The following is a 10,738-nucleotide window of genomic DNA, read 5'->3' on the forward strand; positions in this document are numbered from 1 at the left end:
CCGGCGGCCGGGCCTTCCGGCCGCCGGATCTTCCGGCAAGGAGACTTCAGATGAAAAGGCTATCCATTCTTGTGTCTGCACTGCTGCCGCTTGCGGCAGCTTTTCCCGTTCTGGCGGAAGACGACGGTAATGCCGCGATTTGTGCTGAGGCCGAGGAGCGCTATGTCTCTATTTTCGGCAGCTCTTCCGCCGACGCGGAAGGCGTGACGGTCGTCAAAATGTACAAGTACAACTTCTGCCCTGCGGCAGTCACGGTGCCCGTGGGAACCACCGTGCGCTGGGTCAATGTCGACAAGCGCACCAGCCACAGCGTTTTGTCGCCCGCTGCCAGAATGCCGGAATCGGATCGCGCTTTTCCGGAGGAGAGCGTCGAATTCACCTTTCTGACCGCTGGAAGCCAGGAATACCTCTGTGGTCCCCATTGGGAGACACAGCAGATGATCGGAGTGGTCACGGTCACAGAAGAGTAAGCACAGCGGAAGCTGCGCTTTCCGCAGCCCGCGGCTGCGATTACCACGGGCACGAAGCACGGGATGCCGGTGTTCGCCAGAATATCCTTTGCGAAGCCATTAAATCATCCATTACAATGGCTTAGGCGAACACTGGCGGCAAGGTCTCAACCCGTGACCGGCACCTTAACTTAAGTCAAGGAATCCGGGAAGGCTCCGGGGCATTCTGCCCCTGACATACCGGATTCGCAGGATCGGACCATCTCCGCTGTATGAAACAAGCGGGACAGGACGCCGGGTCTTGGAAACCTTGATTATGGAAACAACAGATACATGCGAGGGACCTCATGAGCGGTAAAGTATTCCTGATAGGCGCTGGCCCGGGAGATCCTGACCTGCTGACCCTGCGGGCGCTCAAGATGCTGGAAGAGGCGGATGTTGTTGTCTACGACCGTCTGGTTTCGGATGAAATCATGGCGCTGTGCCCAAAAAGGGCGGCGCTGATTCCAGTCGGCAAATGCCCGAAAAACCATCCTGTCCCGCAGGACCGTATCAACGAGATACTGCTTGAGCAGGCAAGCCAAGGCCATACGGTGGCACGTCTCAAGGGCGGCGATCCGATGATTTTTGGCCGGGGATCCGAAGAGGCGCTGTATCTGACCGGGCACGGCGTCAGTGTCGAATACGCACCGGGGATCACTGCAGCACAGGGCGCGTCCTGCTCGACCGGGGTGCCGCTCACCCACCGCGGCATCGCCACCAGCGTGCAGTATGTGACCGGGCACCGGCAGGCGGACAAGATTCTGGACCTGGACTGGAAGCGGCTGGCCGATCCTGACACGACGCTTGTTGTCTACATGGGGGTCGCCAATATCGGCCAGATTGCCATGGGGCTGATGACCGAAGGCCTGCCGGCGGGCACACCTGTGATGGCGATATCCAAAGCCACCTCGGCTGAGGAGCGGCGCATGATCTCGACGCTCGGCTCGATTGCGCAGGATGCCCGCGAGGCAGCCCTGAAGCCGCCCACATTGTTCATCATCGGCCAGGTGGTTTCGCTTTATTCCGAACAGCCCGTTGCCGAACTGGTGGCGCAGGCCAAGGCCCATGGCTGACATCCGGCACGGCATAACCGTGGCTGCCCTGGCGCTGCTGTTGCCATGTGCCGCCGCTGCCGGCCCTGCTGGGGCGGAAGGGGCAGATGCCCTGCAGCGTCTGGTACACCAGGATTGCGGTTCGTGCCACGGGCTGCAGCTCAAGGGCGGGCTGGGGCCTGAACTCACGACTGAAGCGCTGCAGCACTACGACCGCGAGGTCCTTGTTTCGGTGATCCTCAACGGGGTTCCCGATACCCCCATGCCGCCCTGGCGCCCCTTGCTGAGCCAGGAAGACGCCGCGCGGATTGCCGATTACCTGTTGTCAGGAGAAATGAAGTGAAACACCTCCTTGCTGCCGTCCTGTTCTGCGCGTCCGCAGCCGGTGCCGAGACCGTTGCCACAGGCGATCTTGGCGTTGTTATAGAGCGGGCCACCGGTTCTGTGCTGCTGGTCGATCAATCCGAGCGCGCGGCACTTGCGCGGATCGAAGGCTTCGGCGACCTCAGCCATGCAAGCCTCGTCTATTCGCCGGATGAACGTTTTGCTTACGTCTTTGGCCGCGACGGCGGGCTAACCAAACTGGACATCACCACCCGCAAGGTTGCTGGCCGGGTGATGCAGTCGGGAAATGCCATCGGCGGGGCGATCTCGGACGACGGCAAGCTGGTGGCGGTTTCCAACTATGACCCCGGCGGCGTGCGCATTTTCGACGCGGACACCCTGGAAATGGTTCTGGACATTCCCACCGGCGGCAAGACCATCGGCCTGGTGGATGCGCCCGGCACCCGTTTTGTGTTCACCGTCTGGGACACAGGCGAGACCTGGATCGCCGACATGTCCGGGGCGGAACCGCAAATCACCCGTATCCAGGGAATGGGCGACCGCCCCTATGATGCGCTGATCACGGCCAGCGGGCGGACCTATATCACCGGCCTGTTCGGGGAAGACGGGCTGACTGCACTGGACCTTTGGGCCGAGCAGCCGGAGCCCATCCGGGTGCTGCCCGGCTATGGCCGGGGGCAGGAAGAAATGCCGGTCTACAAAATGCCTCACCTGGAAGGCTGGGCACTGACCGGGCAGGAGTTCGTGCTGCCGGCAGTAGGCCACCACGAAGTGCTGTGGGTGGACGCAAACACTCTAGAGGAGACCGCCCGCACCAAGACGCACGGCCAGCCGGTCTTTGCCATGGCACGGCCCGACGGGCGGCAGGTCTGGGTCAACTTTGCCCACCCTCTGAATGACACGATCCAGGTAATCGACAGTGTTTCCAAGGAAGTAATCCACCAGTTCAAGCCCGGACCAGCGGTGCTGCACATGGAATTCACTCCGCGCGGGCACGAAGTCTGGCTGAGCGTCCGGGACGCCGGAAAGATCATGGTCTACGACACGCAGACCTTTGAGAAACTTCGTGAAATAGACGCAGAAAGCCCTTCGGGAATCTTCTTTACCGCGCGGGCGCACAGGACGGGTTTGTAAGAGATGGACGGGATCGCCTGCTCGACCGACCGCCGCCTGCTGGATGACTGGCAGAGGGATTTCCCAGTCACCGCGCGCCCCTTCGCCCTGCTGGGCGAGGCGCTCGGGATCGGCGAGGACGAGGTCATCGCGCGCCTGTCGTTCATGCAGGGCGCTGGCCGCGTCAGCCGGCTCGGCGCAACCATCGCGCCCAACACAATTTCGGCCTCTACTTTGGCTGCGGTGGCGGCCCCGCCCAACCGCATCGAGGAAGTCGCGGCGCTGATCGGCACGCAGCCTGGCGTGAATCACAATTACCAGCGCGAAGACTTCTGGAACCTTTGGTTTGTGGCGACAGGACCGGACCGTGCGCATGTGGATGAAACACTTGCCTGCATTGAGAAGGCCACTGGCCTGCGGGTTCTGGATCTGCGGCTTGTGCGTCCCTTCAACGTCGATCTGGGGTTCCGGATGAACGGCCCGCGCCAGCTCAACCCGCCGCGCCCGGCCGACCGCAGCGTGCTGCTTGATGGCGACAGGGACTTGCTGCAAATCCTTGCCAGGGGCATGCCCCTGGCGAAGCGGCCGTATGCTGAAATCGGGCTGCAGCTCGGTTTGGGCGAAGCAGTTGTGATCGACCGGATCAACGTGCTTCAGCAGGCAGGGATCATTTCGCGTCTTGGCGTCATCGTCCGCCACAGGGCGCTGGGATGGTCGGCCAATGCAATGGTGGTCTGGGACCTGCCCCAAGCGCAGATCGGCACCGCGGGGCCCGCGCTTGCAGCGCTGGACGGGGTGACGCTTGCCTATGAACGCAGGCCAGTTCCGGGTGTCTGGCCGTACAGGCTCTACAACATGGTGCACGCCCGCACCCGCAGCGGCGCGCAGACGGTGATCGATGCCGCAAGCGCCCTCCCTGAACTGGCTGGCGCGCGCACCAAGGTGCTCTTCTCGAGCCGCTGCTTCAAACAGACCGGGGCTCTGATTGCCCGAAGCGATGGAAGGGCTGCATGATGCTGGACGATACCGATCGCGCATTGATCAACAGGCTGCAGGACGACCTGCCGCTTTCCAGCCGCCCCTTTGCCGCCGTCGGGGCGGAACTGGGGCTCTCAGAAACCGAGGTCATCGAGCGCACGAAAGCGATGAAGGACGCAGGCGCGATCACCCGCTTCGGTCCGTTCTTCGACGTGGCAGCCATGGGCGGGGCTTTCTGCTTGTGTGCGATGGAGGTGCCGGCGGACCGTTTTGAAGAAGTCATGACCGAAGTCAATGACTTCCCGGAAGTGGCGCACAACTATGAGCGCGACCACGCGCTCAACATGTGGTTCGTTCTAGCCACCGAAACACCGGAGGGCATTGCGGATACAGCAGCGCGGATCGAGCGCAAGACCGGCCTGCAGGTTCTGTGTTTCCCGAAACTGCAGGAGTTCTTCATCGGCTTCCGGGTGAATGCATGACTGTCGAGACCGAAATTTCTGACCGCGAGATTACTGCGGCGCTTCAGGGCGGCCTGCCTCTGGTAGCTGAGCCATACGCCGAAGTGGCCGGGCGCCTCGGTATCAGCGAAGAGGCACTGATCGAACGGATCCGGGCCATGAAAGAAAGCGGTGCGATCCGCCGCATCGCCGCGGCTGCGAACCACTACAAGCTGGGCATGGTGGCAAACGGCATGACCGTCTGGGATGTCGAAGATGCCCGGGTGGCGGAACTAGGCGCCTGCATTGGCGCGCTGCCTTTTGTCACCCATTGCTACGAACGGCCGCGCGCACCGGAGGCCGGCTGGACCTACAACCTCTTTGCCATGGTCCACGGCGACACCCGTGACGAAGTCGAGGCCAAACGCCAGGAAATTGCCGTGCTGCTGGGCGGTGCCTGCCGCAGCCACGACATTCTCTATTCCAAGCGCATTCTGAAAAAGACGGGGCTCAGGCTCCGCAAGCGGGGGTAATCCCATGTTTCGCATGTCCGAATACATGAAGCAGCTGACCGAGCCGAAACCCGTGCGCAAGCGCGGTGGCGCGGGGATGGTCAAGCCGGTGGTGATCTGGAACCTCACCCGCCGCTGCAACCTGAAATGCCGCCACTGCTATACGGTTTCGGCTGATGTCGATTTCCCTGGCGAGCTGAGCCAGCAGCAGGCGATGGAGACGCTGGAGGATTTGGGGCGGTTCCGCGTCCCCGCACTGATCCTGTCGGGCGGCGAGCCTTTGGACTGCAAGTACCTTGATCCTCTGGCCCGCCGGGCGCGGGAACTGGTCCGGGTGCTGGCGCTGTCGACCAACGGCACCAAGATCCACGGCGATGCCGCAGACCGGATTGCAGACATTGGATATGACTACGTGGGCATCTCGATCGACGGCATCGGCGCCACCAACGACTGGTTCCGCGGTGTCGAAGGCGCCTTTGACGCCGCCGTGCGCGGAGTGCGCGCGCTCAAGAAGCGTGGTGTCAAAGTGGGGCTGCGCTTCTGCCTGACCGAAGGCACCGGCCACCACCTGCCGGACCTGCTGCAGTTGTGCGACGATGAAGGGGTGGACAAGTTTTACCTCTCGCATCTTGTCTATGCGGGGCGCGGCGACAAGAACCGCGGTGAGGACGCGCATCACAAACGCACCCGCGCGGGCCTGGACCTGCTGATCGAACGCGCTTGGGACGGAGTGACCGGGAAGCGCGCACCGCTGGACGTGGTCACCGGAAACAACGATGCCGATGCCGGGTATTTCCTGGACTGGGTGCGCCGCAATTTCAGCGCCGAGCAGACCGCCCACGTGCGCGAGCATCTTGTGACCTGGGGCGGCAACTCCTCCGGCCTCGGCGTTGCCAATATCGACTTCCTCGGCGATGTGCACCCGGATACCTACTGGTCCAGCTACACTGTCGGCAACGTCAAGAAGACACCTTTTACCGAGCTCTGGACCGGCAATGATCCGATGCTGGCAACGCTGCGGACCCGCCCGCGCCCGCTGGAAGGCCGCTGCGGCGCCTGCAGCCTGAAAGATGTCTGCGGCGGCAATACCCGTATCCGCGCGCTTCAGCTGACCGGCAACCCATGGGCGGAAGACCCGGCCTGCTACCTGACCGACAGCGAAATTGGTGTTGCCTCTGCCGGCCCGCGGCTGGAAGTCACCCCCTTCAAAGGAAAGAGCCATGACCCACAACACCGGTTTTTCGGATAACCCCGCGCCGAAACCGCTGGTGCGGAAAAAAATCTGGGCTGCAGCCCTGCCGGCGCTCATGCTGTTTGGCGGACCCGCCGCTGCCGATCCCGCCGAGCTGTATCATGAGCAGTGCAGCAGCTGCCACGGTGAAAGCCGTTTGGGCGGAACCGGCCCCGCGCTGATCCCTGAAACACTGAAGCGCATGCGCGGGCCGAAGGTGGCAAATGTCATTCTGCACGGCCGCGAGGCCACGCAGATGCCAGCCTTTGCCGAAGTGATTCCGGCGGATCAGGTTGATGAACTGGCAGCCTGGCTCAAGACGCCGCTGACGGAGGTGCCGACCTGGAACGCAGAGCAGATTGCGGAAAGCCGCCAGATGAACCCGGACTATGCGCCGGCGGATGCCCCCGTGTGGTCTTCGGACCCGATGAATATCACCCTGGCGGTAGAGACCGGCGATCACCACGTGAGTGTGCTGGACGGCGACACCTTTGAGGTGCTCGACCGGTTCCCAACGCCTTTTGCTGTTCATGGCGGACCCAAGTTCGACCCGAAGGGCCGGTTTGTCTTCATCATGTCGCGGGACGGCTGGGTGCAGAAATACGACCTGTATTCACTGAAAGAAGTGGGCCGTGTCCGAGCGGGCCTCAACAGCCGCAACATCGCAATGAGCGCCGATGGAAACTGGCTAGCCGTAGCCAATTACCTGCCCAATACCCTGACGATCCTGTCCACTGAGGACCTGTCTGTTGCGGACGTGCGCGAGGTCAAAGGCAAGGATGGAACGCCCAGTCGCGTGTCCGCCGTGTACCAGGCGCCGCCGCGCGAAAGCTTCGTGCTGGCGCTGAAGGATGTGCCGGAGATCTGGGAAGTCTTTTATGGCAAGAACCCGCCCCAGCAGGGTTTTGCCCATGACTGGCGCATGGAGGGGCCTGCCCACACCGATATCCCTTTCCCGGTTCGCAAGATCACCACCCCGGACTATCTCGACGATTTCTTCTTTGACCAGACCTACGAATACGTGATGGGCGCTTCGCGCAGCGGTGAAGGCGGCCAGGTTATTGATCTGGTGATCGGTCAGAAAGTGGCAGATCTGGACCTTCCCGGCATGCCGCACCTCGGGTCCGGGATCACCTGGAAGTACGGCGACACGACAGTCATGGCGACGCCGCACCTGAAGGATGGCACCATCTCCGTGATCGACATGGAAAGCTGGGAAACCGTCAAGCGAATAGAAACCCAGGGTCCGGGCTTCTTCATGCGCAGTCACGAAAACTCCCCTTATGTCTGGGCCGATGTGTTCTTCGGACCGCATAAGGACAAGATGCATGTGATCGACAAGAAGACCCTCGAAATCATCAAGACCCTGGACCCGGTGCCTGGCGCCACGGTTGCGCATGTGGAGTTCACCCGGGACGGCAAGCATGCTCTGGTATCGGTCTGGGAGGACGACGGCGAGGTTCTGGTCTATGACGCCAAGACGCTGGAGATCGTCAAGCGGCTGCCGATGCGCAAACCGTCTGGAAAATACAATGTCTGGAACAAGATCACCTTTTCCGAAGGCACCAGCCACTAGCGCAGTCGCTACGGTGCAGGGCAGCCGCTTTGGCCCGGGGCGATGACGCCCGCGGCAACTGATGCATCTGCGGAGCTTGGCGCCAGTTTCTGGCGGGCGCCGCACCGGCCGCTGATGCTGTGTGCGGTGCTGGCCGCGCTGGCCGGACCATTGCTGGCTGCAGCGGATCCGCAGAACCACGCCCGCATGATGGTCTTCGGCTTTGCCGGAGGGGCCATTGCTGCCTATCTGCTGACAGTGCTGCCGGGCTGGACCGGTGCGCGCGCTTCGCCTGCGCGGGTGGCGCTGCTGACGGCGCTGTGGCTGCTGGGGCGGCTGCTGCCCGGCCCCGCCGAGGCGCCGTTCTTTTTGCTGCTGGCTGCAACGTTGGCCCCGCCGGTTCTGCGCGCACAGCTGTGGGATCGGCTGTGGGCGCCGCTGGCGGCGGTACTTCTTGCCCTGGCCGCATTGCTGCCTGGTCTTGACAGCGGTGTGCCGCCGCTTCTGATTGCGGCCCTTATTGCCGTGGTCGGCGGGCGTGCGCTGCCGTCCTTTCTTGCCAGCGCCGCGAGACTCCCGCAGCCATCGGACCGCCCGCTTATCCGGATCGCCACCGCACTGTACATCCTCGGGGCGGCCGTGCTGCCGCATCCAGGCTGGTATGCCGCCGCTGTAGCTGCCTTGGCCTGGCAAATGCTTCAATGGCCGCTGCGGCTGCCACCGATCGGCTTGCTTCTGCTGCCGCCGTGGCTTTGGCTAGCAGCGTCGCTGCTGCTGATGATGCAGTGGGAACAGCAGCCGTCGCTGGCCCTGCATACGCTAACGATGGGTGGCATTGGCGGCATGATCCATGCCTTCCTATCGCGGGTGTTTGCCCGGCGCACCGGGGCTGGACTGGCAGCTAGGCCGACCAGTCTCGCGGGCGCCGCATTGCTTCACGCAGCGGTCATTGCGCGTCTGGCAGAGATGCTGCCATCCGCCCACGCACTGTGGGGCGCGGCTTGGGCCATCACGCTTTTGCAGTTGATCTGCCATTGCCGCCAGCCGCACAGAACGCCGGTCTTTATCGGATCCAGGTCAGGGACAGCATCAGGGGCCGGAAAGACAAAACCCTAACATAGGCCCGTTGAAAATGCGTGCAGCGCGGCGGCCGGTATTCACCGACGGGCAGTGGCGCATTGGGTGGCACAGGCTGGCCGGTCTTGGCCCAGCGCGTACAGAAACCGCTGCGCCAAGCGCGGGATTGTGAACCGGGCTGGAAAACAGGGTGCCGCGCTGTGCATCAGCACAGCGCCACACCCAACTGTGAGGGATCTCCGCAAGGAGTCCAGAAACGGGCGGGAGCGCCCTGCTCCCGAGGTCAGGATGCCCGGCTGTAGCGCACCCCTTCGGGCACATGCGCGTCAAAGCAACTGGCGATAATCCGGGTCAGCGGGCGGCCTTCAGGCAGGATCTCCAGAGCTTCCCCATCCAAGAGCACAAGATCGCCAAAGCGGGCTGCGATCTGCGCCAGATCCGCATCCAGTGTTGCCGCCAGACCACCGAAGCGCTGCTGCAGCTCTACTCGGTCCAGCCGGAATTCGCACATCAGCATTTCGATGGCACGGCCGCGCAGCAGATCCTCCTGGCTCATCACATGGCCGCGTGCACCGGTCAGCTGCCCGGCCTCAACCCGCTGCACATACGCAGGTGTGGCCGCTGCGTTCTGGATGTAACCGCCGGCAAAACGGGAGATCGACGACGCGCCGAAGCCGATCAGCGTCGGGCATGTGTCGTCGGTATAGCCCTGGAAGTTCCGCCGCAGATGGCCGGTGCGGGCCGCCACCTCCAGCCCGTCGCCGGGTTTGGCAAAATGGTCGATGCCGATTGCCGCAAACCCCGCCTCGGCGAATTTCTCCGCCGCAAGCCCGGCCAGATGGTAGCGGGCCAGATCGTCCGGCAGCGTCTCTTCCTTGATCAGCTTCTGACGCTTGGCCACCCAGGGCACATGCGCGTAACCGAACAGCGCCAGCCGGTCGGGATCGAGGCTCAGCACCTTCTCCACCGTGTCCGCCATCCGTGCCTGCGTTTGATGCGGCAAGCCGTAGACCAGGTCGGCATTCAGCGAATTGATCCCCGCCGCGCGCAAATCCTCTACACAGGCCTTTGTCACTTCAAACGGCTGCGCGCGGCCGATCGCTTGCTGCACAAGCGGATCGAAGTCCTGAATGCCGATGCTGGCCCGGTTCATGCCTTCCGCTGCCAGCGCAGCAATTTTCTCGCGGTCGACCATGGTGGGATCAATCTCGACCGAGAACTCCCAATCGTCAGTATGCGGAAATACAGCCTTCACCGCCTGCGCCAGCCGGTGGATCAGCTGCGGCGGCAGGATGGTCGGAGTTCCGCCGCCCCAATGCATCCGCCCCATCCGCAACCCCTTGGGCAAAAGCGGTGCCACCAGCTTCAGCTCCTGTTCAAGCGTGCCGATGTAGCTTTCCACTGGACTCAGCGTCTGAGTGCCTTGCGTCCGGCAGGCGCAGAACCAGCACAGCCGCTCACAGAAGGGGATGTGCAAATAGACGGAAACCGGCACGTCGGGGTCCAGCGACTGCAGCTCGCGGGCCTGTTCCGCAGCCCCCACAGCAGCGGAAAACACTGGCGCGGTCGGATATGAGGTGTAGCGGGGCACCCGGCTGTCGAACAGCCCAAGGGCTTGGAGGCGGTCAATCTGTTTCATGACTTTCCTATGCCCCTTTTGCGAATCCGCTACTTTGCGCAGGATCAAACCGCCATCCGGAATTCTGAATAGGCGGAAACCGGGGCACTTCCGGCAACGCACTGGATTCACTTGGGAAAACGATCACAAGGCAAATTCTGGGGAAATTCGGCCTAGAGGCACATTTTCCGTTTGACGCTGCCTGCGACTCCGCTTATACGCCCTCCTCACGACACCTGCCCAGGTGGCGGAATTGGTAGACGCGCTAGCTTCAGGTGCTAGTGTCCGTATGGACGTGGAGGTTCGAGTCCTCTCCTGGGCACCAT

Annotated in this window: 11 protein-coding genes and 1 tRNA gene; 11 read left to right on the top strand and 1 reads right to left on the bottom strand. The window is 62.8% G+C overall.

The genetic code is table 11. The annotated features are described in order from the left end of the window. The first annotated feature begins 50 nt into the window (after positions 1 to 50). The 10 genes from LHL23_RS11695 to LHL23_RS11740 all read left to right on the top strand — a co-directional run bounded on the left by LHL23_RS11695 (position 51) and on the right by LHL23_RS11740 (position 8,833). Positions 51 to 470, top strand: coding sequence for a cupredoxin domain-containing protein (locus LHL23_RS11695; protein ID WP_226429972.1), 420 nt, complete (start codon positions 51 to 53; stop codon positions 468 to 470). A 326-nt stretch (positions 471 to 796) separates the two neighbouring features. Continuing rightward, positions 797 to 1,564, top strand: a complete 768-nt coding sequence (gene cobA / locus LHL23_RS11700; RefSeq protein ID WP_226429973.1) for a uroporphyrinogen-III C-methyltransferase — start codon at positions 797 to 799, stop codon at positions 1,562 to 1,564. Next, the gene (locus LHL23_RS11705) at positions 1,557 to 1,886 is read left to right on the top strand and encodes a c-type cytochrome (RefSeq protein WP_226429974.1); all 330 of its coding nucleotides are present in this window, start codon (positions 1,557 to 1,559) and stop codon (positions 1,884 to 1,886) included. Before cobA ends, LHL23_RS11705 begins: the two co-directional genes overlap by 8 nt. Then, a complete protein-coding gene (locus tag LHL23_RS11710; RefSeq protein ID WP_226429975.1) occupies positions 1,883 to 3,022 on the top strand; it encodes a cytochrome D1 domain-containing protein in 1,140 nt (379 codons plus the stop codon). Before LHL23_RS11705 ends, LHL23_RS11710 begins: the two co-directional genes overlap by 4 nt. Before the next feature lie 3 nt (positions 3,023 to 3,025). Beyond that, positions 3,026 to 4,015: a siroheme decarboxylase subunit beta gene (gene ahbB, locus LHL23_RS11715; protein ID WP_226429976.1), complete on the top strand. Its 990-nt coding sequence runs from the start codon at positions 3,026 to 3,028 to the stop codon at positions 4,013 to 4,015. Further along, positions 4,012 to 4,461 carry an Lrp/AsnC family transcriptional regulator gene (locus LHL23_RS11720; RefSeq protein ID WP_226429977.1) on the top strand — a complete coding sequence of 150 codons (450 nt, stop codon included), beginning with the start codon at positions 4,012 to 4,014 and terminating at the stop codon, positions 4,459 to 4,461. The genes ahbB (LHL23_RS11715) and LHL23_RS11720 overlap by 4 nt, the downstream gene beginning before the upstream one ends. Continuing rightward, the gene (gene ahbB / locus LHL23_RS11725; protein WP_226429978.1) at positions 4,458 to 4,952 is read left to right on the top strand and encodes a siroheme decarboxylase subunit beta; all 495 of its coding nucleotides are present in this window, start codon (positions 4,458 to 4,460) and stop codon (positions 4,950 to 4,952) included. Before LHL23_RS11720 ends, ahbB (LHL23_RS11725) begins: the two co-directional genes overlap by 4 nt. A gap of 4 nt (positions 4,953 to 4,956) precedes the next feature. After that, a complete protein-coding gene (gene nirJ / locus LHL23_RS11730; protein WP_226429979.1) occupies positions 4,957 to 6,180 on the top strand; it encodes a heme d1 biosynthesis radical SAM protein NirJ in 1,224 nt (407 codons plus the stop codon). Positions 6,181 to 6,238: 58 nt separating this feature from the next. Beyond that, positions 6,239 to 7,738 (top strand): nitrite reductase, encoded by a 1,500-nt coding sequence (locus LHL23_RS11735; RefSeq protein WP_226429989.1) that lies wholly within the window; start codon positions 6,239 to 6,241, stop codon positions 7,736 to 7,738. Between the two features lie 42 nt (positions 7,739 to 7,780). Then, positions 7,781 to 8,833 (top strand): NnrS family protein, encoded by a 1,053-nt coding sequence (locus tag LHL23_RS11740; protein WP_226429980.1) that lies wholly within the window; start codon positions 7,781 to 7,783, stop codon positions 8,831 to 8,833. Positions 8,834 to 9,077: 244 nt separating this feature from the next. Here LHL23_RS11740 and hemN read toward each other — a convergent pair whose 3' ends face one another. Further along, entirely contained in the window at positions 9,078 to 10,433 is a 1,356-nt protein-coding gene (gene hemN / locus LHL23_RS11745) for an oxygen-independent coproporphyrinogen III oxidase (RefSeq protein WP_226429981.1), read from the bottom strand. Between the two features lie 217 nt (positions 10,434 to 10,650). On the opposite strand from hemN, the gene LHL23_RS11750 reads away from it, so the two are divergent. Continuing rightward, positions 10,651 to 10,737, top strand: a tRNA-Leu gene (locus LHL23_RS11750). Position 10,738: the final 1 nt, after the last annotated feature.

The sequence above is a fragment of the Leisingera sp. McT4-56 genome (assembly GCF_020514995.1).
Classification (GTDB): Bacteria; Pseudomonadota; Alphaproteobacteria; order Rhodobacterales; family Rhodobacteraceae; genus Leisingera; species Leisingera aquaemixtae_A.

Excerpts from the sequence above, each read along its gene's own strand:
- LHL23_RS11695 (WP_226429972.1), top strand. The coding sequence starts at position 51 with ATGAAAAGGCTATCCATTCTTGTGTCTGCACTGCTGCCGCTTGCGGCA.
- cobA (WP_226429973.1), top strand. The coding sequence starts at position 797 with ATGAGCGGTAAAGTATTCCTGATAGGCGCTGGCCCGGGAGATCCTGAC.
- LHL23_RS11705 (WP_226429974.1), top strand. The coding sequence starts at position 1,557 with ATGGCTGACATCCGGCACGGCATAACCGTGGCTGCCCTGGCGCTGCTG.
- ahbB (WP_226429976.1), top strand. The coding sequence starts at position 3,026 with ATGGACGGGATCGCCTGCTCGACCGACCGCCGCCTGCTGGATGACTGG.
- LHL23_RS11720 (WP_226429977.1), top strand. The coding sequence starts at position 4,012 with ATGATGCTGGACGATACCGATCGCGCATTGATCAACAGGCTGCAGGAC.
- ahbB (WP_226429978.1), top strand. The coding sequence starts at position 4,458 with ATGACTGTCGAGACCGAAATTTCTGACCGCGAGATTACTGCGGCGCTT.
- nirJ (WP_226429979.1), top strand. The coding sequence starts at position 4,957 with ATGTTTCGCATGTCCGAATACATGAAGCAGCTGACCGAGCCGAAACCC.
- LHL23_RS11735 (WP_226429989.1), top strand. The coding sequence starts at position 6,239 with ATGCTGTTTGGCGGACCCGCCGCTGCCGATCCCGCCGAGCTGTATCAT.
- LHL23_RS11740 (WP_226429980.1), top strand. The coding sequence starts at position 7,781 with ATGACGCCCGCGGCAACTGATGCATCTGCGGAGCTTGGCGCCAGTTTC.
- hemN (WP_226429981.1), bottom strand. The coding sequence starts at position 10,433 with ATGAAACAGATTGACCGCCTCCAAGCCCTTGGGCTGTTCGACAGCCGG.